The sequence below is a fragment of the Chitinophaga niabensis genome (assembly GCF_900129465.1).
Classification (GTDB): domain Bacteria; phylum Bacteroidota; class Bacteroidia; order Chitinophagales; family Chitinophagaceae; genus Chitinophaga; species Chitinophaga niabensis.
The window spans coordinates 898,710-920,714 of the sequence record NZ_FSRA01000002.1; the positions used below are offsets into that span (position 1 = coordinate 898,710).

The 22,005-nt window shown below is 46.8% G+C and carries 17 protein-coding genes; 10 read left to right on the forward strand and 7 right to left on the reverse strand.

From position 1 onward, the window contains the following. The first annotated feature begins 61 nt into the window (after positions 1-61). Positions 62-2,299 (forward strand): patatin-like phospholipase family protein, encoded by a 2,238-nt coding sequence (locus tag BUR42_RS20635; RefSeq protein WP_074241504.1) that lies wholly within the window; start codon positions 62-64, stop codon positions 2,297-2,299. Here the strand turns inward: BUR42_RS20635 and BUR42_RS20640 are convergent. Then, complete coding sequence (locus tag BUR42_RS20640; RefSeq protein ID WP_234979772.1) at positions 2,282-3,226, reverse strand: alpha/beta fold hydrolase; 945 nt, start codon at positions 3,224-3,226, stop codon at positions 2,282-2,284. The genes BUR42_RS20635 and BUR42_RS20640 overlap by 18 nt on opposite strands. 245 nt (positions 3,227-3,471) lie before the next feature. On the opposite strand from BUR42_RS20640, the gene typA reads away from it, so the two are divergent. Continuing rightward, positions 3,472-5,286 (forward strand): translational GTPase TypA, encoded by a 1,815-nt coding sequence (gene typA / locus BUR42_RS20645; RefSeq protein WP_074241506.1) that lies wholly within the window; start codon positions 3,472-3,474, stop codon positions 5,284-5,286. A 72-nt stretch (positions 5,287-5,358) separates the two neighbouring features. Here typA and BUR42_RS20650 read toward each other — a convergent pair whose 3' ends face one another. Next, positions 5,359-5,673 carry a YbaB/EbfC family nucleoid-associated protein gene (locus BUR42_RS20650; protein WP_074241507.1) on the reverse strand — a complete coding sequence of 105 codons (315 nt, stop codon included), beginning with the start codon at positions 5,671-5,673 and terminating at the stop codon, positions 5,359-5,361. A gap of 84 nt (positions 5,674-5,757) precedes the next feature. Here BUR42_RS20650 and BUR42_RS20655 point away from each other — a divergent pair, with 84 nt between their 5' ends. Genes BUR42_RS20655 through BUR42_RS20675 form a run of 5 tightly spaced genes read left to right on the forward strand, consistent with a single transcriptional unit; the run spans position 5,758 to position 10,665 of the window. Next, positions 5,758-6,996: an NAD(P)/FAD-dependent oxidoreductase gene (locus BUR42_RS20655; protein ID WP_074241508.1), complete on the forward strand. Its 1,239-nt coding sequence runs from the start codon at positions 5,758-5,760 to the stop codon at positions 6,994-6,996. An 11-nt stretch (positions 6,997-7,007) separates the two neighbouring features. Further along, the gene (locus tag BUR42_RS20660) at positions 7,008-8,099 is read left to right on the forward strand and encodes a DUF2891 domain-containing protein (RefSeq protein ID WP_074241509.1); all 1,092 of its coding nucleotides are present in this window, start codon (positions 7,008-7,010) and stop codon (positions 8,097-8,099) included. A 30-nt stretch (positions 8,100-8,129) separates the two neighbouring features. Beyond that, complete coding sequence (locus BUR42_RS20665; RefSeq protein ID WP_074241510.1) at positions 8,130-9,212, forward strand: DUF3857 domain-containing transglutaminase family protein; 1,083 nt, start codon at positions 8,130-8,132, stop codon at positions 9,210-9,212. After that, positions 9,152-9,553 (forward strand): hypothetical protein, encoded by a 402-nt coding sequence (locus tag BUR42_RS29615; protein ID WP_143197537.1) that lies wholly within the window; start codon positions 9,152-9,154, stop codon positions 9,551-9,553. The genes BUR42_RS20665 and BUR42_RS29615 overlap by 61 nt, the downstream gene beginning before the upstream one ends. Further along, entirely contained in the window at positions 9,550-10,665 is a 1,116-nt protein-coding gene (locus tag BUR42_RS20675; RefSeq protein ID WP_159442317.1) for a DUF2569 domain-containing protein, read from the forward strand. The genes BUR42_RS29615 and BUR42_RS20675 overlap by 4 nt, the downstream gene beginning before the upstream one ends. Positions 10,666-10,697: 32 nt before the next feature. Here the strand turns inward: BUR42_RS20675 and BUR42_RS20680 are convergent, their stop codons facing one another. From BUR42_RS20680 to BUR42_RS20700, 5 genes are all read right to left on the reverse strand, one after another. Beyond that, positions 10,698-11,021 (reverse strand): Dabb family protein, encoded by a 324-nt coding sequence (locus tag BUR42_RS20680; protein WP_074241513.1) that lies wholly within the window; start codon positions 11,019-11,021, stop codon positions 10,698-10,700. Between the two features lie 6 nt (positions 11,022-11,027). Continuing rightward, positions 11,028-12,335 (reverse strand): metal-dependent hydrolase family protein, encoded by a 1,308-nt coding sequence (locus BUR42_RS20685; RefSeq protein WP_074241514.1) that lies wholly within the window; start codon positions 12,333-12,335, stop codon positions 11,028-11,030. An 11-nt stretch (positions 12,336-12,346) separates the two neighbouring features. After that, a complete protein-coding gene (locus tag BUR42_RS20690) occupies positions 12,347-13,534 on the reverse strand; it encodes an FtsX-like permease family protein (RefSeq protein ID WP_074241515.1) in 1,188 nt (395 codons plus the stop codon). 1 nt (position 13,535) lies between these two features. Beyond that, a complete protein-coding gene (locus BUR42_RS20695) occupies positions 13,536-14,186 on the reverse strand; it encodes an ATP-binding cassette domain-containing protein (protein WP_074241516.1) in 651 nt (216 codons plus the stop codon). Between the two features lie 91 nt (positions 14,187-14,277). Further along, the gene (locus tag BUR42_RS20700) at positions 14,278-16,011 is read right to left on the reverse strand and encodes a DUF4836 family protein (protein WP_084185736.1); all 1,734 of its coding nucleotides are present in this window, start codon (positions 16,009-16,011) and stop codon (positions 14,278-14,280) included. A gap of 169 nt (positions 16,012-16,180) precedes the next feature. Between BUR42_RS20700 and BUR42_RS20705 the strand changes: the two genes are divergently transcribed. The 3 genes from BUR42_RS20705 (at position 16,181) to BUR42_RS20715 (ending at position 21,905) form a co-directional block, all read left to right on the forward strand. Next, the gene (locus BUR42_RS20705; RefSeq protein WP_074241518.1) at positions 16,181-16,465 is read left to right on the forward strand and encodes a YciI family protein; all 285 of its coding nucleotides are present in this window, start codon (positions 16,181-16,183) and stop codon (positions 16,463-16,465) included. Positions 16,466-16,936: 471 nt separating this feature from the next. Beyond that, a complete protein-coding gene (locus tag BUR42_RS20710; RefSeq protein ID WP_074241519.1) occupies positions 16,937-20,176 on the forward strand; it encodes a SusC/RagA family TonB-linked outer membrane protein in 3,240 nt (1,079 codons plus the stop codon). Positions 20,177-20,192: 16 nt separating this feature from the next. Continuing rightward, a complete protein-coding gene (locus tag BUR42_RS20715; protein WP_074241520.1) occupies positions 20,193-21,905 on the forward strand; it encodes a RagB/SusD family nutrient uptake outer membrane protein in 1,713 nt (570 codons plus the stop codon). Positions 21,906-22,005: the final 100 nt, after the last annotated feature.

Genomic DNA, 22,005 nt, shown 5'->3' on the forward strand with positions numbered 1-22,005 from the left:
TTCATATTTAAATAATTTGTAAATTTTAAATTTGCTTTTTATTTCTTCGTAATTTATACCTGTGAAAAGACTTTGGCTAAGATTCTTCTATTCTTTCCCTATTCAGCTCCTGCTGCTTCATTTCCGTAAGTACCAGATCCTGCTGATCTTTTGGGCCATTTTATTCAGCACCATCAATGGGGGCTTCGCCAAACTGTTTGGTGGAGACGCCTTATACCTGGCGCCGGAATATATGGGGAAAGTGAATTTTTACAGCACAACGGTGATGGGTGTTGCTACGGCCATCTTTACGATGAGCTGGAACATCACCACTTTTATCCTGCATAGCGGCAGGTTCAAATTTCTCGCCACCACCTCCCAGCCCTTTTTCCGTTACTGCCTGAACAATGCCATTATTCCCGGCGTTTTCCTGTTAAACCTTCTCTGGCGGGGATGGCAATACCAGCGCTGGCAGGAACTGAATTCTATTCCACAGGTATTTTTGCTGGCAGAAGGATTTATTTGCGGATTCCTGGTTGTTATCTTTTTCTCCTTCTTTTATTTCTTCAATGCAGATAAAAATATAGGCAGGCGTTTATATAAGAAGTTCGGTAACCCGCGCAACTTCCTGAAAACAGTTTTAAAACCCACACAGGAAAGAGATGAGAACACGCTGCCCGTTATCAATTATTTCTCCAGCCCCTGGCGCGTGCGCAGAGCCAGGAATGTTGATCACTACAATAAACACTATCTCGATAACATTTTCAAGCAACACCATTTTGCTGCCATGATAACAGTAGGCCTGGCACTGGTGTTCCTCGTGATCATGGCCTACCTGATGGACTACAATGCTTTCCGTATACCCGCAGGTGCCAGCGTAATGATCTTCTTTGCTTTCCTGATCGGAGTTGCCGGAGCTTACGCCTATCTGCTGGAAACATGGGCCATTCCCATACTGATAGGGCTTATCCTGGGCATGAACTGGATGGTGAAAAATCAATGGATCGATAACCGGAACAAAGCATACGGACTGGATTACATCGAGAAAGATAAACGCCCGCTGTATAGTGTGCAAAGCCTCCAGGACTTTTTCACGGCTTCCCGCAGTGAAGCAGATAAAAAACAAACTTTACAGATACTCGAAAACTGGAAGGCCAAATTCCCCGCCGGCTCTAAACCTCCGTTCATCGTAATCAATACCAGCGGCGGCGGCAGCCGTTCTGCCGCATGGACCATGAACGTACTGCAGCGGTACGACAGTCTTACGAAAGGAAAATTACTTAAGCACACCATGCTCATGACCGGGGCCTCCGGCGGAATGATGGGCGCTACTTATTTCCGGGAATTATATCTCAGGGAACAAATGGGCAAACTAAACGGCCCTGATCTATATGACAGCCTTTATTGCGACAGGATCTCCCGCGACCTGCTGAACTCTGTATTCAGCTCTTTTGCGGTGAATGATTTTATCACGCCTTTCAGGCATTTCTACATCGGCAAGAACCGTTATGCAAAAGACCGTGGTTATGCATTCGAAATGCAGCTGAACATTAATACGGACAATGTGTTGAATAAAACGGTTTCCGATTACCGGGAAGCAGAGTTCACCGCAAAGATCCCTATGATGATCTGGTGCGCTACCATCAATGCAGACGGGCGCCGCCTCTTTATTTCTCCCCAGCCGGTAAGTTATCTCTGCGCTGCAGATTATCAATATCCCACCCGCAGCATCCGTGATATTGACGGGGTTGATTTCGGGCAATTCTTTAACCTGCAGCATGCGGAACACCTCAGGGTAACCAGCGCCATCCGCATGAGCGCTACGTTCCCATATGTATTACCCAATGTTTTCCTGCCCAGCAACCCCATTGTGGATGTAATGGATGCCGGCATCAGGGATAATTTCGGGCAGGAAACCAGTCTTCGTTTCCTCTACACTTTCCGTGAATGGATCAATGAAAATACAAGCGGGGTTATATTCATGCAGATCAGGGACACACGTAAAAACGATGTAAGCCCCATCAAACAAAAGAAAGACCTGGGAGACCTGATCTTTGAACCACTGTTTTCTATGCAGGCCCACTGGATGAGCATGCAGGATTTTCACCAGGACCACCTGATCAATTACATGGAAGGTTATTTCCCCGGCAAGTTCAAACGCCTCATTTTTCAGTATGTTCCGCAACAGGCTGAAAAAGCCGCTGCGCTTAGCTTACACCTCACTCCACGGGAAAAGCAGGATATTGCCCGCGGCCTGGAAAACCCCGGTAACATACAGGCGTTCCAGTTATTGCAGGAGGCTTTAGAGGAATTCAAGTAACGCTTTCCTGAATTGCCCAAAACTTTCAATATGCGGCAAATGCCCTATCCCATCTAACTCCACGAGTTTAGCTGAAGGGATCCTCGCTGCCGCTCTTTTTCCAAGAACGGGATAGTTCCCCAATGTATCCTTTGCTGCAGCGGGCGCATTTGCTTTACCCAATGCAGTCCTGTCCCGCTGCCCGATGATCAGCAAGGTGGGTACTTTGATCTGCTCAAACTCATAATACACGGGTTGTGTAAAGATCATATCGTATGTAAGTGCTGCATTCCAGGCCACTTTAGGATAGTCCGGATGTACCGTCCAGCCGGCCAGCAGCCGTGCCCATTTATCATAAGCAGCCGTCCACTGCCCTGCGTAGTAATTATCCAGCTGGTACTTTTTGATCTTCTCATAATCCTGCGCCAGCTCTCCTTTATACCATTGATCGATGGACTGATAAGGTACTGCTGTTTTCCAGTCTTCCAGCCCGATGGGATTTTCCAGGATTAGTTTTTCCGTCGTCTCCGGATACATCAGCGTGAACCTCACGGCCAACATGCCTCCCATAGAATGGCCGAGTACGGCCACTTTCGTGATCTTCAGCGAATCCAGCAGGGCTTTGGTGTTCTGTGCGAGTAGCTGAAAAGAATATTGCAGGGCTGCCGGTTTTGAAGATTTCCCAAACCCGATCTGATCCGGCATGATCACCCGAAACCCTTTCTGGGTAAGGGCCGCAGCTGTGCTATCCCAATAAGCCCCACAGAAGTTTTTGCCGTGCAGCAATACTACTGTTCTGCCGTTTGCTTTGGATGGCTTCACATCCATATAGGCCATTTTCAGCCGCTGGCCCTGATTTGCGAGGGAAAAAAAGTGAACAGGATAAGGATAGATGTATGTGCTGAGTTCAGCATCGTACGCTTTTACTTCCTGCGCATTTATATTCAATGTTGTAAAAAACAGTATTAAGGAACAGCTAATTATCCGCATAAATTGTTGATTATGAATGTAAAGCAAGCAGTGCAAATATGATGCCCGGGCAGAATGTCTGCATTCTGTTATTTCACAGTTATTTAAGAGTAGCCTACACTAAATACCACGTATTATTCGTACCTTTGCGCCTTCATTTAGGAGTTGCCTGTGAAAAAAGGAAGTTCGGAAGAACTTTTTAGGCAGCTAAATAATTCATTCTCATGCAATTAAGAAACATCGCCATTATCGCGCACGTAGACCACGGTAAAACTACCCTGGTGGATAAAATCCTCCACTCTACGAACGTATTCCGTTCCAACCAGGAAACGGGAGAATTGATCATGGATAATAACGACCTGGAAAAGGAACGTGGTATCACGATCTTAGCCAAGAACGTATCCGTAATGTACAAGGACGTGAAGATCAACGTGATCGATACCCCAGGCCACGCCGACTTTGGTGGAGAGGTTGAGCGGGTACTGAAAATGGCAGATGGTGTGATCCTGCTGGTGGATGCATTTGAAGGTCCGATGCCACAAACACGTTTTGTGCTGCAAAAAGCCCTCAATCTGAATTTGAAACCTATCGTTGTAATCAATAAGGTAGATAAACCTAACTGCCGTCCGGACGAAGTACATGATGCAGTATTTGAACTGTTCTTTAACCTGGACGCAACGGAAGAGCAACTGAACTTCCCTACTTACTACGGTTCAGGTAAAAACGGCTGGTTCAATGATTCATTAACGCCGCGTGAAGATATCCTGCCCCTGCTGGATGGTATCCTGGAACATGTTCCACAACCTAAGATAGCAGAAGGCACCCTGCAAATGCAGATCACTTCCCTGGATTACTCTACTTTCCTTGGCCGTATCGCCATCGGAAAAGTAACCCGTGGCAAACTGGTGGAAAACCAACCTATCTCCCTGGTACAGGCAGATGGTACTATAAAAAAATCCCGCGTTCGCGAATTATATATTTTCGAAGCCCTTGGTAAAAAGAAGGTAACTGAAGTTTACCCTGGCGATATCTGTGCATTGGTTGGCCTGGAAGATTTTGGTATTGGTGATACTGTAGCTGATTTCGAAAATCCGGAAGCGCTGCCTATCACTTATGTGGATGAGCCTACCATGAACATGACGTTCAGCATCAACAACTCTCCTTTCTTTGGTAAAGATGGTAAGTTCGTGACCTCCCGTCACCTGCGCGACCGCCTGATGAAAGAAACGGAGAAGAACCTGGCGCTGCGTGTAATGGACACAGATGCTGCTGATAGCTTCCTCGTTTATGGCCGTGGTATCCTGCACTTAGGTGTACTGGTTGAAACCATGCGTCGTGAAGGTTATGAATTAACCGTGGGTCAGCCACAGGTAATTGTGAAGATGATCGACGGTAAACGTTCTGAACCATTTGAAACCCTGGTGGTAGACGTTCCGCAGGAATTTGCTTCTAAAGTAATTGACCTCGTTACCCGCCGTAAAGGTGAAATGCTGATCATGGAAACCAAAGGTGATATGCAGCATCTGGAATTCGAGATCCCTTCCCGCGGTTTGATCGGTTTGCGTACGCAAATGCTGACCAACACTGCTGGTGAAGCTGTAATGGCTCACCGTTTCAATGAATACAAACCATGGAAAGGGCCAATTCCCGGTCGTAACAATGGCGTTCTGGTAGCTAAAGAAGCGGGTACTACTACCGGTTACTCTTTGGATAAACTGCAGGACAGAGGTTCATTCTTCGTTGATCCGGGAGAAGAGGTTTACAAAGGCATGATCATCGGTGAAACCAACAAACCTGGTGACCTGGTGGTAAACCCTAATGAAGGAAAGAAATTGACGAATATGCGTGCAAGTGGTACGGATGGTGCTGCTAACATTGCTCCGAAGATATTGATGACCCTGGAAGAATGTATGGAATACATTCAACAGGACGAGTGCATTGAAGTTACGCCCAATCATATCCGTATGCGTAAAACGATCCTCGACGAAGAAGAAAGGAAGAAGTATCAAAAAATGCTGAAGACTGAAGAGGTAGGATAAGTCAAATAGCTAAAGACAAAAAGGATATATAGCCGGGCAGGATCTGCCCGGTTTTTTTTATTAAAAGTTCTGCTACATCCCCGGTAATCCCATTCCACCCAGCATTCCACCGGCCACCCCTTTCATTTCCGTTTCCCATGCGTTCTCTGCATTCTTCAAAGCACGATTCAATGCCGTGATCAACAGATCTTCCAACTCTTCCTTCCGCTCCGCCACCAGAAGTCCTGGTTCAATTTCCAGGCTTTGCACTTCCCGGTTGCCGGACACAACCACCTTTATAGCACCATTACCTGCTTCGCCTTCCACTGAAATGTGTTTAAGGCGTTCTTTACTGTCAGCCATTTTCTGCTGCGCTTCCTGCAGCTTTCCGAACAGATCTCCGAACATATTTTCCTGTTTTAGGGCAAAGATATATATTTCCTCCGCGGAGCCAGAATACGTATCTTGGCGATCTATTCGGAATAATAGCTTATGATTACCACTTCAGTATGTATTATAGGTGCAGGCCCCGGCGGGGCAACTGCTGCGCTACAATTAGACAGGTTAGGTATTTCCTGCGTTGTTGTTGATAAAGCCGTTTTCCCCCGCGACAAGGTTTGCGGCGACGGGCTTAGCGGAAAAGTATTATCCTGGCTTGAAAAGGTCGATAAAGGCATTGCGCAAAGATTGCAGCAGCTGGTGGAAAAAGAGAACAGCTGGGGCGTTAAGTTTGTTTCCCCCAGCCGCCAAAGCATGGACGTTCCTTACAAACCTAATTATAATAAAGCCGCAGAATCTCCCATCGGCTTCGTTTGCAAGCGGATCCACTTTGATAATTTTATGGTGGATGAATTGAAACGCAGCCCGAACGTTCAGTTATTTGAAGGCACCGCAGTAGATAAATATACCCTGGAAGAAGACGGCTATCTTATCTCTGATGCCTCCGGCCAGTTCCAGGTGAAAGCAAAGCTCCTGATCATCGCCAACGGCGCGCATTCCTCTTTCACCAGAGAGGTGGCGCAGATCAAAATGGAACCAAAGTATTATGCCGCGGGCATCCGTGCATACTACAAAGGCGTAAAAGGCATGCACGAGGATAGCTTTATAGAGCTGCACTTCCTGAAGAATCTCCTGCCCGGTTACCTCTGGATCTTCCCCTTACCAAACGGAGAGGCCAATGTAGGGATGGACATGTTGAGCGATGCCGTGCGGGACAGGAAAGTGAACCTTAAAACACTGCTCACCGATACACTGAAACAGGACCCCATATTTGCAGAACGTTTCCGCGATGCAGAAATGACAAGCAGCCTTGATGGATATGGCCTTCCCCTGGGTTCTAAAAAACGCGTGATCTCCGGCAACCGTTATATGCTGGTTGGCGACGCGGCTTTTATTATAGATCCGTTTACAGGAGAAGGGATCGGCAATGCTATCTGTACAGGCGTGATGGCCGCCCAACAGGCTGCTGCCTGCCTGGAAGCAGATAACTATACCGCGGAAACAATGGCGGCCTATGATGAACGTGTATATCGTGTGCTGTGGCCGGAACTGAGCCTTAGCTACAAATTACAGCGCCTGGTGAAATACCCCAGGCTGTTCAATTGGGTGTTTAAAATGGGGGTAAAGAACAAACAATTAAGGGATGTGATCTCCAGCATGTTCTATGAGGTAGACTTAAGAAAAAAGCTTACCAGACCATCTTTTTATTTTAAATTGTTGTTGAACCGGTAGAGATATACACTATGAAAGTAATTACGCTGTTGCTGGGCCTCCTGGGTACCGTGAATGTTTTCGCACAATCTCCCTTATACGATGTAAAGGATGGACAGTTGAGATTAACAACTGAAGGCGCCCTGCATTTTGCGCAATTACCACTGAAGTGCATGCAGCATGAGTTCCCCTATAAAACAGGTATTGTATTTTCAGACGCTTCCCTCATCAAAGCACCAAAGGATTATCATCCTGCATTTTATGGCTGCTACGACTGGCATAGCAGTGTTCATGGTCACTGGATGCTGGTGCGGTTATTGAAAACATTCCCGGATCTGCCCAATGCTGCATTGATCAGGAAAAAACTCGCAGAAAATTTATCACAGGAACATATCAATACGGAACTGCTCATTTTCCGGGGTAAAGAGAACAAGGGCTTTGAACGGATCTATGGTTGGAGCTGGCTGATGCAATTGCAAACAGAACTACTCACCTGGGATGATCCGCTGGCCCGTCAACTGAGCCGTAACATTGCGCCGCTCGCGGGTTTATTCAATAACGCCTACCGCGATTTCCTGAAAAAGATCGCTTATCCCATCCGCGTGGGTGAGCATACCAATCTCGCTTTCGGATTAAGGCTGGCCTGGGATTATGCCCTGGTGACCAATGCCACCAATCTCCAGGCCTCTATCAAAGAAACCGCCATGCGTTTCTATGGAAATGACAGGGATTGCCCCGCCAGCTGGGAACCCGGCGGATATGATTTTCTCTCCCCCTGCCTGGAAGAAGCAGACCTGATGTGGCGGATACTCCCTGCCGGAGATTACCAGAAATGGATACAGGCCTTCCTTCCCGGCTTATTTCAACCAGATATTCAACTCTTTCATATCGCTACCGTGAACGACAGAACAGATGGAAAACTGGTACATCTCGATGGTTTAAACCTGAGCCGTGCCTGGTGCCTTTACGGAATTGCCAAACATGCCGGCCAGAACAGCGCCGCCATCCGGGACCTTGCCACCAAACATTTACAGGCAGCCCTGCCGCATGTGGCCAGTGGCGATTATGCAGGAGAACACTGGCTTGCTACTTTTGCCGTATATGCGATGACGGTAGAATACTAGCCCGCAGAGAATTTTCAAATATTTATTCCCATGTACCGCTATTCCTTCCTGTTATTTCTGCTACTCTTGCCCGCGCCTGGTTGGGCGCAGGGAAAGAATTTTTCCACGGCCGCAAAGCCGGGATGGCTCGTTCCTTATAAGCCGGATGCTTCTTTGAACACTGACACAAAAGATGTCAGCGATGGATATTACCAGTTATTGTTTGAAGAACAATACCACGTTGAGCAAAAAACCATCTACCGGCATATCATCCGCCATATTGTTTCTGAAACCGGTATACAGAATGGTTCACAGATCAATGTTCCCTATAACCCGGAATATGAAAAGCTACTGTTCCATGAAGTGCTGATCCGCCGGAACGGAACGGTTATTAATCGTCTTAGTCCCGGTAAGTTCAAGATCATTCAGAAAGAGGAAGAACTCTCCCTGCATATCTACAGCGGCACCTACAATGCTTTTTACCTGGTAGAAGATGTGCGGAAAGGAGATCAGATCGAATATGCCTATTCTGTTACCGGGGAGAATCCCATCTTCGCCAATAAGTTTTCTGAAATATTATACCTCACCTCATACGAACCAGTCACCAATTTTTATAAGGCCCTGATCGTAAGCCCGGCCCGGAAGTTATATTTCAAGGCCTTCAATAATGCACCCGAACCGGCAAAGCGGTCCATGAATGGTCTTGACCTGTATGAGTGGAACCTGGGAAACAAAGTGCATATCCTGGACCCGGAAGATTACCAGCCTTCCTGGTATACAGGTTACCCGCATTATGAGATCAGCGAGTACAACAGCTGGAAAGAAGTGGTGGATTGGGCAGCAAAAGTGAATGATGTTCCTTTAGCCGGCACAGAATTACAATCCCGTATTGCTCAGATCAAAAAATTGGCAGGAGATGATAAGGAGAAATATCTGCTGGAAGCCATCCGTTTTGTGCAGGACGATATCCGTTACATGGGCATAGAAATGGGGGAATATTCTCATCGCCCTAATATGCCGGAAAAGGTCTGCAGGCAACGGTTTGGTGATTGCAAGGATAAATCCCTGCTGCTGTGCGCCCTCCTTCGTGCAAATGGCATCACAGCCTATATGGCTTATGTGAACACAGCCTGAAAGGAAAGATCGAAGAAGAGCAACCCAGCCCGGGCCGCTTCAATCACGTTATTACCAAAGTACTCTTAAATGATCAGACCTATTGGGTAGACGCCACTTTTTCCTTACAGCGCGGAAGCCTGAAAAACCGCTACAACCCTGATTTCAGGAAAGCATTGGTATTAGGTGACGGCTCCACTGCTTTAACAGATATTCCACTGAAAAACTTCGGCAAACTGGTGGTGAACGAAGATATCACGCTCGCTGACTTTGATAATGATTCTGCGAAGCTCACCGTGCTTTCAGAATATACCGGTTGTATGCAGACAATCTTCGTTCCATGGTGGCAAACACCAGTATGAAGAACCTTAAGACCAGTTATGAGGACTTCTACAAGAAGATCTATGGGAAAGTAGAATTGCTGGATTCCATCCTTATCACTGATCTTACTGAAGAGAACAAGATCAAAGTAGAAGAAAAGTACAGGATTGAAGAACCATGGAAGATAGACAGCGCCAATAATAACAGGCTTTCTTTCACCAGCAGCGCACATATCCTCAAGGATAAAATAATCATTGTGAATGAAAGCCGGAAAAAGCCGGTAACACTGCTTTTTCCGAATGAGCTGAAGTATACCATCTCCTTAAAGTTCCCTGAACCCTGGGCGCTGGATGCGAAAGCCTATACCCTGGATAGTAAGTACTACACATTTACATTCACGCCGGTATTGAATAATAAGATCGTTTCCCTGAAATATGATTTCGAGGCCAAGAGTGATCATATTCCTGCAGAGGGGATGAAAAAATACATCAAAGACATGGATGAACTGGTGAATTCCACCGGGTATGTTTTTAGTTATGATCCCTCCAGGGCAGCAAAGGGAAATGCCGGTCCTTCCGGGATCAACTGGCTGGTATTATTCCTGGCATTTGCCAGCGGGGCCTTCTTCATTTACCTGGCAGCGAAATATTATAAACGTTCTGTTCCGCAGTTACATTCTACAGACGAAGCCTGGGCAATAGGTGGCTGGTTAGCATTGTTGGGTATTGGCGTGGTGATCAGACCTGTGCTCGTTATAATAGGTCTGTTCCAAATGGAAACATTTCGGAATTCAGTATGGGCCGGATTGAGCGCGGCCTATCCGGATAAAAATCTCTCCCTGATGCAATTGTTCTTATTGCTGGAAGTAATTGGCAATGTGTTCCTGCTCGTACTTTCCTGCTTAATGCCATTCCTGTATTTCAGAAGGAGAGACCTTTTTCCCCGTACCATGGTTTTTTTGCTGGCATTCAATATACTGTTCGTACTGGCAGATTATCTTTTGGCAGATGCCCTTTTCAATGTGCATACATTCACAGATAATCTAAAAGATATTATCCAGACTGCGCTGGTTGCCATTATATGGATCCCCTATTTACGGATCTCACACCGGGTTAAACATACTTTCGTTATTCCTTACGATGAGGAAGCATAAAAAACGGGGCTTTAAAGGCCCCGTTTTCAATTTTATAACTGGATGGTTTCCGAATCAAAGATCACTACTTTCTCCCAGAGGTGATTGCAGTTCTCAATGAACTTCAGATGCACCGGGTGTTCCTGGTAAACATCGTGGCCGGCCTCATCGTTAAAAACGGTGAGCAGGCAATAGCTGTAACTCCTGTCTATTACCGGACGGTCTGTATTGGCGGGTTTGCCTACATTGAACACCAGCAGGCTCTCTATTTTTCCCAGCGTGCTTACTCCTTCTTCAAATGCCCTTACATCTGCGGCAGACAGGTCAGGTTTGAGATAGAAGTTTACAACGTGCACAAATTTTCTTGTGTAAGGCATGGCTCTTTATTTTTGAACAGTGGACAAGTTACTGGTTCCCTGCTTAAAAATCAAGCCGTCTTTCATTACAAAGCTCACCTGCCCCATCGCCTGGATGTCTTTCAGCGGATCTCCGTTCACGGCTGTGAAGTCTGCAATCTTTCCTGCCTCTATACTTCCCAGCTGATCTTCCATGCCCAGTAATTCTGCCGCTTTAATGGTAGCGGATTTAATGGCATCCATGGCAGGCATCCCACTTTCAACCATATAGGTGAATTCAAGCCAGTTGCGGCCATGCATATATACCCCTGCATCTGTACCAAAAGCAATCTTCACCCCTTTCTTCCAGGCTTTGGCGAAAGTTTGCTGGATCAAAGGGCCAATGGATTCCGCTTTGGGTTTTACGATATCCGGATAATAACCGGGGATCTTTGCAGAATCTGCTACAGAACGGCCTGCAGTGATGGTGGGTACATACCAGGTGCCATGTTTAATAGCCAGGGCCATCCCCTCATCGTCCATTTTGGTGCCATGTTCTATCGAAGTAACGCCTGCGCGGATGGCTCTTTTAATTCCTTCCGCACCATGTGCATGGGCAGCCACTTTCATATTGTAGTCCTTTGCAGTACTTACAATTGCCTGCAGTTCTTCTTCTGTGAACTGAGGGCTGCTGCCATCTTTTGCCACACTCAACACACCACCTGTTGCGGTGATCTTAATGAGGTCCGATCCGTTTTTGTATGCCTGCCTTACAGCTTTACGGCATTCGTCCGGGCCATTTACAACGCCGGCTTCAGGTCCCGGATCTCCCATCAGGTCTTTACGGTATCCATTGGTAGGATCAGCATGGCCACCGGTAGTGGCAATAGATTTACCTGCCGTAAATACACGCGGGCCAATGATCAGGCCTTTGTTGATAGCATTGCGGAGCGCAATGTTTACACCGGAACCGCCAAGGTCCCTTACGGTTGTAAAACCGGTAAGCAAAGTACGTTCTGCATATCGGACACTCACGTAAGCAAGGTCCGCAGGGTTTTGTGTAAATTGGTCCGAATACGCGGTTTTACTGGTTTGCGACTCCAGATGCACATGCATGTCCATCCAACCTGGCATAACGGTTTGCGTTTTCAGGTCTATCACTTTATCTCCTGCGGCAGGTGTTATATACCCCGGTTTTATCTCCAGGATCTTTTTGCCTTCAATGATCACAGACATCTGCTGGCGGGGTTTGTCAGACACGCCATCTATGAGGGTGCCGCAATGCAGGATAGTTTTCTGCGCAATGGCAGCGCTCATGCATGCAAGAGAAATAAGTAGGAACAGGGTCTTTTTCATAAATGAAAGATTTACATACCTGCAATATGCTTTTTTACGGATCTAAGGTTCACGATATATACCAGCAAGAGAATAACGGCTGTAGCAATAACGGCTGCAATACCCGGCATGGCAGACACAAACATCTTATGTTTTGCAAGGACCCCGGAAACCCACCATTGCAATCCAGCCACAAGTGCCAGGGCCAGTAAGCCGATCACAACATACAAAGGCACAAACTGTTTCAGCAGATATCGCTGTAACTGGCGGGGGGCAGCCCCTAATGTGATCAATAACCGGATCTCCTTCCGGCAGGATTCTATCACTAACTGGATGAACATACTGAACACCAGCAGGGCAAAGATCAGCAATACCAATCCAAAGAAACCTACTACACTAACAATGGTTTGTACAATAACCCGGGTCTTGCTGAAACGCGTCTTTTCTCTATTGGTGGAGTAATTATGTGTATCCAGGTATTTACTGAGTATAGGGTCGCTCGGATCTTTGGATTTGATGATCACTCTTGAAGGGGCTTTGGATTTGCCGGTCCCGAAAGCCACATTCCCCCATTCCATTAAAGACATGGGCACCAGTACGGTGGAAATACGATCTGAGAATCCTACGATTCTGGCTGCAAAACGGCCACTGCGCATACCCTGGCTGATCACAACGGTGGGGGATAATGTTTTGATGGTTTCTTCAGAGAATTGCGGCATGCCATTACCCATGGCAAATCCAAAGTTGAACATATCCAGGAAACTACTGGGTATGATCACCGGGATCTCCTGCTGGCCCTCGGTCCATTTCCAGTCCGTGGACTTTACGTCAATAAAACTATCCGGCACCGCTTCAAAGAAGAGTTCTGAGGTGATGCCCAGTTTATCCATTTCCAGCTTTACGCTGAAATCTGCTGCTGTAACAATGCCGAAGCCGTTCACGAATGGTTGTGCGGCCAGGTCTTTAATTTCTTCAGGAGTGAAGGTGCTCATTTCCGGCCTGCCCATCATATCGTTCGTGATCTTTTTATTGATCACCAGGAAGTCTGCCGTTTCATTCTCATTCTTCTCACTGTGCAATAGTTCGTTAAAGTTCTGATGCACCTGCAGGGCCACGAGTATCAGCAACATGGCTATTCCCAGGCCAATGGCGGCCATCCAGAAACGCCCCTTGCCAACGCCGGTGCGGATGATCTTTTTGAGTATCTGATAAAACTGCATGTTATAAATGATAGGTCACGTGATAGTCGAAATGTTGATCATGGTCGAGGTCTGTAAGAACGAAGCCGGCCTTGCGGGCACTGCACTCTTCTGCGATCAGCCTGGCTGCTTTGGTAGCATTGGCTTCATCCAGGTGGCTGAAAGGTTCGTCCATCATCAGCCATTCGAACGGTTGCATGAGTGCCCGGATAATGGCAATACGTTGCCTTTCCCCGTAAGACAAAGTAGCGCCGCTCTGGTTGAGCACATGGCTTACACCCAGGCGGTCTGCCATTTCCTTTATCTTTTCTGCCGGGTAGTACGGCTCCGGCTGCATCACTCTTTTCAGTTCTATGTTCTCCAATGCGGAAAGCTGATCAAACAGGCGGAGGTCCTGGAATATTACACTGATCTGCTGCTGGCGCATAACGGCCAGCTGGTCTTTGGAATAAGAGGGCCAGGGCTTATCGTTGATACGGATGGTTCCGGTATAGTCGTACCGGATATTGTACAGGTAATGTACCAGCGTGGTTTTACCGGTACCGGAAGGTGCCTTGATCTTAATGAACTGTGCGGGCGAAAACGTAATGTCGCGGTTCCATATGTCCGACTGCTGCTGCAATACTTTATCACGCAGCGGAACGGGCACTACCGCAGATAACTGGATCTGCATGTCCTTTCTGTTTGAAAGAATAAATATAACGATAAATAAAAAGCTGCCCCGTTATGGAGCAGCTTTTTAAAGAAGGATAATATTTTCCTTATTAATTAGTTGCCGGTGCCGCTACCGCGCTGTCAACAGCTACAGCAACGGTATCAGCTGCCATGGCATCACCATTGCCCCAGGCAGCTTCCTGCTCTTTCTTATGTGCGCTGTAGTAAGCGAACATTTTCTTAGAGAAGTTAACGATCTGCACCAGGGTATTCTGATTTTCATTCTTGAAGTTCAGTTCCATGGTAGAGCGCTGTGATTTGCCATTGCTGGGTTCTGTAGATACGGTAAAGTCTTTCAGCAGACCTTTCACATCATTCAGTACGCTGTCCGGAAGTTTCATTTCTTCAGCAGGAAGGTTGTTTACCAGTTTCTCTACGCTCAGGTACATGCTCATTACATTACCTTTTGCTTTACTCAGCACACCTTCATCCAGCTTCACTTTGGATTTACCTGCTGAATAAGAGGTCAGCAGACCATTATCAGAGGCTGCGAGGATGCGTTTATCGTTGATAGATACTGCAACTTCGCCCATGGGTTGATTAGGTACATATTCTGTGCCTTGTTTGGTGAACATCTGGCCAACCATCGGCGTGTTCATTACTTTTTCGAAAGCAGCTTTATCGCCTACTTTCATGCTGAACACCCATTTAACTTCAGGTTTGGTTACTTTATAAGTACTGTCCCATTCAGAAGGTTTGCTTACTACGCTGAAATCAGAAGCTACCAGTGCAATTTCACCGGTGAAGGCTTTCAGGATATCATCCAGGGTAAGACCGGTTTCGGCCAGGCCCATGTTAGCAAAGCCATCCATCCCCATCAGTTTGATGATATCGCCCAGCATGCGCAGGTCAAAGTTCATCAGGGCAAAACCCAGTACATTTTCAGAAGGATAATTTTCCAGTGCGCTGATGTTCACTTTCTCCATTGGATATTTCTTCATAATATCCTGGATCTCTTTACCTGCATAAGCCAGGCTGTTCACCCTGATCTTACCGTTCTCGAAATGCGCTGCTGCTGTTTGGTAAGAACCTGCTGTGAGTTTCTTGATATTGGTAGTAACCAGTGCGGCTACACCAGATGGAGTGCCCGGATTGAAAGCATAGATCTGCTCGCTGCTCATCCAGAAGAATACATCTCCTTTTTCTTTTTGTACTTCTTTGAAAGATTCGATAGTACCTACAGACTCATCAGCTTTCAGGTGGAAGAGGCCATTCAGTACTTCTACCCAGGCTTTTTCGTCTGCTTCAGTACCAGTGGCATTAGCAACGCCTACATCTCCGGTAAAGTCATATTTATTAGGATCTATCACAAATACGCCGATAATAGTTTCTTTGTTGAAACCTACCAGGCCTTCTTTGTCAGCAATGTATTTAAAGTCTGTTCCTGCTTTAACCTCTTTCTTGGATTTCTCTTTGATGAAAGCTTCAAACTTAGCGGCATCGTCCAGCTTTGCAACAACAGAAGCATAGCTTTTGCCTTTTTCGCCTGGAATCAGTGCGATATATACATCACCTTTCAGATCAACGCCGGAGTTTTCTGCTTCTTTCAAAGCTTTGGACAGTTCGTTGGAAGTATCCTTGTCCTGCACGGCCTCGAATATTTTATCAACGGAAAGGCCTTCTTTTACCAGCTTGTCCTGAATTTGTTTAGAGTTGATCCCGAAAACGAGCGCAGCTGTTTTAGGAATGTGTTTGCCTCCTTCCGGAGCCTTGGAACAGGCGGTTAACAACAAGACCGCTGCACCGAAAATCATGAGGAGTGCACTTGTAGTCGTTCTTTTCATAAAGAGAAAGATGTTAAATGGATTTGAAAATTACCGTCAAAAATACAATGTTTTTTGCTAATACGTTTAAAAATTGTTAGGAAGGCAGTACGGGTAGCAGGTATCAACAATTTGTCTACCTTTGTAAATATTCTGATTTTTAACCATTTACTGAAAGACCGACAAAACTATGTATCTGATCCTGGTTCAATACATCCGCCCCTTAGCGGCCATAGACCACTATATCGAGGCGCACAATACTTTCCTGGAAAAACAGTACAGGGAAGGTAAGTTCATTCTTTCGGGAAGGCGGAAGCCCCGTACCGGAGGTATTATCCTCTGCAAAGCGACCAGCCGCCGCGAGGTGGAAGCCATCCTGGCAGAAGACCCTTTTGATAAGTTTCAACTGGCTGTTTACGATATCATAGAGTTTGAGCCAAATATCTATGCCGAACTGGCGAACCTCAACTCCTGAACTTTTCCCTTCCCTACGTTCTTTTCCCGGTTCAATCTTAACTGACTGCAATTTACATTGCCGGTTAAAATTTAATTGCAAAACTTCCCCGGAAAAGCTTCCTATTTCAAAATTTAGTTTGTAATTTCAATTACCGCCCATCCGTGATAAACGCCATTACCCTGTTTTATTAACCATTTAAACCCGAGCACGTTTACAAAGAAAAACTATCTTTTCATTATTAACCTAACACGCGTTTATGAAAAAAGGACCAGTCTGTATCACGCCCTCCGGGCACAATTAGCCAATTCTATTTCCATATCTAGATCAGAGATGCTGACCAGCGGTAGTTCATTCTTTCACGTTTAAACCCATTCCCGCATGAAGAAAAAACCCGTACGAACTGCGGTGTAAAAACTGCGCACATTCGCTATGCTAAATCGATTTTGTTAACCAGGAGGAACCCGATTTTCCATCCTAAACTAAACATGTATGTACTTCCACGTAAACTGCAGTGCCCGCAGGCACTTAGCCGTATGGCTACTCCTATTCCTGTGCTCAACCGCATGGGCACAATCTGTGAGCATTACCGGCAAAGTAACCGGTAGTCTTGATAAAACACCCCTGCCCGGCGTAACGGTTGTTATCAAAGGCACCAGCCAGGGCACCGTAACTGATGCTACCGGCACTTACAAGATCACAGCCCCCTCCGGCAGTACGCTTCTTTTCTCTTTTATCGGCTTTATGCCTAAAGAAGTAAAGGTAAGTGGCGCAACACAACTGGATGTTGAACTGGCAGAAAATGCCGGTACGCTCAACGAAGTAGTGGTAACAGGCTATGGCAGCCAATCTAAAAAGGATATCACAGGTGCTGTTGCCACCGTTAATGTAAAACAACTGCTCTCTGCTCCTGCCACCAATGTGGGCCAGGCTTTGCAGGGACGCGTTGCCGGAGTTACGGTTGGAAATGAAAATGCACCGGGCGGAAATGTGATGGTACGGATCCGTGGATACGGAACCATCAATGATAACTCGCCACTTTATGTAATTGACGGTGTTCCCACCAAAGGCAATCTGAACACGCTCAACCTGAATGATATTGAAACCATGCAGGTATTGAAGGATGCCTCTGCATCCTCCATCTATGGCTCCCGCGCAGGGAATGGAGTAGTGATCATTACCACAAAAAAAGGAAAGATCGGAAGACCCCGGCTCACGTATGATATGTATTATGGTACACAAAGACCCGGAGAATTCCTTGATCTGCTGAATACCTCAGAATACGCAAGCCTGCTCTGGGAATCACGGATCAATGCAGGAAATGTTGACCCCGTTACGGGTTTCCCCAAACATGCACAGTTTGGCAGTGGCGCCAATCCTGTTACGCCTGATTATATTTTCCCGGACGGGGCTTCTGCAAACGATCCGCGTGTAAATCCCGCCAACTACAGTACGGATATAGATGGCGCTGATTTCAAAAAAACAAGATGGCTGATCACTAAAGCCAATAAAACTGGGACCAACTGGATGGATGAAATATTTGACCCTGCACCCATTCAATCCCACCAGGTAGGTGTTTCCGGGGGAACAGACGGTGGCCGGTATGCCATGAGCCTCGGTTATTATGATCAGAAAGGGATCATGATCTATACTGGTTTCAAACGTTATTCCCTCCGCGCCAACACAGAATTTAATATCAACAAAAGATTCCGCGCGGGAGAGAACTTGCAGGTTTCTTACAGTGAAAGAGTAGGCCAGCCTGCCGGTAATCAGAATGAAGGGAACCCTGTTTCCTTCGCCTACCGCATGCAACCCATTATTCCGGTATACGATATCATGGGCAATTTTGCAGGAACAAAAGGGGGCGACCTCGATAATGCCAAAAACCCCGTAGCGGCATTGTACCGTAACAAGGACAATATCGGAAAAGAGATCAGGCTGTTCGGTAACGCCTACCTGGAAGCGGATATATTACCTAACCTTACCGCACGTACGAGCATTGGTGTAGACTATAGCAATTTCAATATCCGTACGTATACTATCCGGGATATTGAATCTTCTGAATCCGCATCCAACAGTAACCTTAGCACGAATAACAACTACGAGGCCACCTGGACATGGTATAACACCCTTACGTATAAGTTCCAGCTGGGCGCCTTACACCGCTTCAACCTGATCGTAGGTACGGAGTCTATTGGTAATTATGCGGAAGCTTTCGCAGCAGGCCGGGCTGGTTTCTTTGTGGATGACCTGGACAATCGTTACCTGGATGCAGGCAACGGCGGAACTTCCACCAACAGCGGCAGTGCTTCCAATTGGCGGCTGGCTTCTGAATTCAGTAAACTGAACTATGTGTATAACGACAGGTACCTGCTGGACCTTACTCTCCGCCGCGACCGTTCTTCCCGTTTTGCCGAACAGTTCAGGGTAGCCTATTTCCCTGCCGCCAGTGTGGGATGGCGTATCTCTGAAGAGGATTTTATGAAAAGCATTTCCTTTGTGAACGATCTGAAATTAAGGGCTGCATATGGCCAAACGGGTAACCAGGAAATAGGTAACTATAATGCATATACGTTCTTCGGCACAAACCCCACCACTTCTTTCTATGATCTGAACGGTTCCCGCACTTCTGCATTGCAGGGTTATGATCTCACACAGTTCGGAAATCTCCGCGCGAAGTGGGAAACCACCAGCTCGCTGGACATCGGCGTAGATGCCAGTATGATGAAAGGCAGGCTGGGCTTTAATTTCGACTGGTTCCGCCGTAAAACCACAGACATGTTATTCCCTGTTGAATTACAGTTCACACAAGGCATTGCCACCAATCCATTCCGGAACATCGGCACCATGGTGAACAAGGGGATCGAACTGGGCATCAGTTTTCTCAGTGATGCCGCAGGAGGAGATTTCACATATGATATCAACGTGAACTTCTCGAGCTACCGTAATAATGTTGAAGTAACAGATGGCAATCCCAAGACCCGTTACTTTGGCTTCACGACCCGCCTTCCATCCATGACAGTTACCCAGGCCGGCTACCCCATTTCTTCTTTTTTTGGTTACGTGATAGACGGCATCTTTCAGACAGATGCTGATGGGGCTAAACATGCCGCACAGTTTGGCGGCGGCGCCAATAATAAAGCCGGCCAATTCATTTTCCGCGACCTGGACTCCAATAATGTGATCAATGCGGACGACCGCACGATCATTGGCAGCCCGCATCCTGATTTCAGTTATGGCGTTAACGTACAGCTTGGCTATAAGAATTTTGGGTTAACGCTTTTTGCGCAAGGTGTGCAGGGTAATAAAATCTTCAACTATGTGCGCTACTGGACGGACTTCCCCACTTTTGCCGGGAACCGCAGCCGCCGTATGCTGGAAGACTCCTGGCGGCCAGGAAAAACAAATGCCCTGCTGCCTCAGTTACGGTCGAATGATGTGATCAGCAGTAACCCATCTACCTATTACCTTGAAAATGGTTCTTACCTGCGGATGAAGAATGTACAGCTATCTTATAAGCTCCCGGCCAGCCTGATCAAACGGGTAGGCATTGAGCAGTTGCAGGTTTATCTGCAGGCCCAAAACCTTTTCACGATCACAAAGTACACAGGCCTGGACCCCGAGATCAACCTGCGTGCTTACAGTCCTAATAACGACAGGCACATGGGTGTGGATGAAGGAGCTTATCCTACCTCCAAAGTATACCTGGTCGGCGCAAACCTTACTTTCTAAACTCAAACTTACTGTTATGCACATACGTAAAATAATAATGGCCATGATGCTGTTGCTGATTGCCGTTTCCTGCGGGGATGGTTTCCTGGATGTAAAACCGAAAGGTGTATTACTCCCCGAGCAGCTCAATAACCGGAAAGGTGTGAACGCTTTGTTGATTGCGGCTTATTCTCTGGTAGACGGGGTTGGTTCCGGCGGTACCTCCTGGCATGGTTCTGCGGATAACTGGATCTATGGCAGCGTGGCATCTGATGATGCCTACAAAGGTTCTACCTCTGGCGACCAGCCGGAAATATCTTTTATTGAAACGCGCAAAATATTGCCGGATAATGGGCATTTCCGTGGAAAATGGCGTGCGGTATATGATGGAGTAGCCAGGTGTAATGATGTACTGATTGCACTTTCGAAAGCTACGGACATCCCTGATGCTGAAAAACCGCTGATCGCTGCGGAGGCTCGTTTCCTGAGGGGGCACTTTCATTTTGAAGCAAAAAAGATGTTCAAAAATGTGCCTTATGTAGATGAAAAAACCTACAACCCGGAAGATCCGAACAGCACGAAACTCCCCAATACAGAAGATATCTGGCCAAAGATCGGGGAAGACCTCCTTTTTGCTTACCAGCAATTGCCGCCCAGGCAAACTCAAAAAGGGCGTGCTACAAAGTGGGCAGCATCTGCCCTGCTGGCAAAGGCTTACCTGTTCCAGCAAAAGTATACAGAGGCCAAACCTTTGCTGAATGAGATCATGGCCCAGGGTGGATATATTTTAACAGAACGGTATGCGGATAATTTCCGGGCTGCCACAAATAATAATACCGAATCTATTTTTGAAGTAGAACATTCCGTGAACGATGGCGCGGGAGGAGGTGAAAATGGCAACCAGGGCGCTACTTTAAATTATCCCTATGGCGGGCCCACTACCTGCTGCGGGTTCTTTCAACCTTCGCAGAACCTGGTGAATGCTTTTAAAACAGATGTTAATGGTTTGCCGCTGCTGGATAATTTCAATGATGCAGATGTTACAAACGACCAGGGAATTGAATCCACTTCACCCTTCACCCCTTATGCCGGTACTTTGGATGCAAGGCTGGACTGGACAGTTGGGCGGAGAGGTATTCCTTTCCTCGACCATGGAGATCATCCGGGTAAAGCTTACATCAGGGACCAGGCTTATGCAGGACCTTATTCTCCTAAGAAACACCTGTTCTATAAATCAGATATCGGCAGCGCCACCTTTAATAGTAATCCGCGGCTGAATGCTAACAATTACAGGATGATCCGTTATTCTCACGTGATCCTCTGGCTGGCGGAATGTGAAGTGGAACTGGGCGGGCTGGAAAGAGCAAGGGAATTGGTGAATATGATCCGCACCCGTGCATTAAATCCTGTAGGATTTGTAAAAAAAGCGGATGGCAGTAATGCCGCAAACTATAAGATGGGGTTATACACAGCTGCCTGGGCTGATCCTGTGATGGCAAGGAAAGCGGTACGCTTTGAAGAGCGTTTGGAATTTGGCATGGAAGGCCACCGCTTCTTTGACCTGGTGCGCTGGGGCATTGCAGACCTTGTGTTGAATGCATACTATGATAAAGAAAAATTGAAACGGACCTATTTAAATGGTGTGTCTTTCGAGAAAGGCAAACATGAGTATTATCCTATACCTGCACAGGAGATCCTTAACAGTACGAAGGATGGGCAGGCTACGCTGAAGCAGAACCCTAATTATTAATGCAGTAAGAAACCGTTTGTGTAAGCACAAGCGGTTTCTTCTCTTATGGAAATAGTATCCTGTAAGGCAATCGCTTATCTATGAAATTGAGAACTTAAAC

Excerpts from the sequence above, each read along its gene's own strand:
- BUR42_RS20685 (WP_074241514.1), bottom strand. The coding sequence starts at position 12,335 with ATGAAAAAGACCCTGTTCCTACTTATTTCTCTTGCATGCATGAGCGCT.
- BUR42_RS20710 (WP_074241519.1), top strand. The coding sequence starts at position 16,937 with ATGTACTTCCACGTAAACTGCAGTGCCCGCAGGCACTTAGCCGTATGG.
- BUR42_RS20655 (WP_074241508.1), top strand. The coding sequence starts at position 5,758 with ATGATTACCACTTCAGTATGTATTATAGGTGCAGGCCCCGGCGGGGCA.
- BUR42_RS20690 (WP_074241515.1), bottom strand. The coding sequence starts at position 13,534 with ATGCAGTTTTATCAGATACTCAAAAAGATCATCCGCACCGGCGTTGGC.
- BUR42_RS20715 (WP_074241520.1), top strand. The coding sequence starts at position 20,193 with ATGCACATACGTAAAATAATAATGGCCATGATGCTGTTGCTGATTGCC.
- BUR42_RS20650 (WP_074241507.1), bottom strand. The coding sequence starts at position 5,673 with ATGTTCGGAGATCTGTTCGGAAAGCTGCAGGAAGCGCAGCAGAAAATG.
- typA (WP_074241506.1), top strand. The coding sequence starts at position 3,472 with ATGCAATTAAGAAACATCGCCATTATCGCGCACGTAGACCACGGTAAA.
- BUR42_RS20695 (WP_074241516.1), bottom strand. The coding sequence starts at position 14,186 with ATGCAGATCCAGTTATCTGCGGTAGTGCCCGTTCCGCTGCGTGATAAA.
- BUR42_RS20680 (WP_074241513.1), bottom strand. The coding sequence starts at position 11,021 with ATGCCTTACACAAGAAAATTTGTGCACGTTGTAAACTTCTATCTCAAA.
- BUR42_RS20675 (WP_159442317.1), top strand. The coding sequence starts at position 9,550 with ATGAAGAACCTTAAGACCAGTTATGAGGACTTCTACAAGAAGATCTAT.
- BUR42_RS20705 (WP_074241518.1), top strand. The coding sequence starts at position 16,181 with ATGTATCTGATCCTGGTTCAATACATCCGCCCCTTAGCGGCCATAGAC.
- BUR42_RS20660 (WP_074241509.1), top strand. The coding sequence starts at position 7,008 with ATGAAAGTAATTACGCTGTTGCTGGGCCTCCTGGGTACCGTGAATGTT.
- BUR42_RS20665 (WP_074241510.1), top strand. The coding sequence starts at position 8,130 with ATGTACCGCTATTCCTTCCTGTTATTTCTGCTACTCTTGCCCGCGCCT.
- BUR42_RS20700 (WP_084185736.1), bottom strand. The coding sequence starts at position 16,011 with ATGAAAAGAACGACTACAAGTGCACTCCTCATGATTTTCGGTGCAGCG.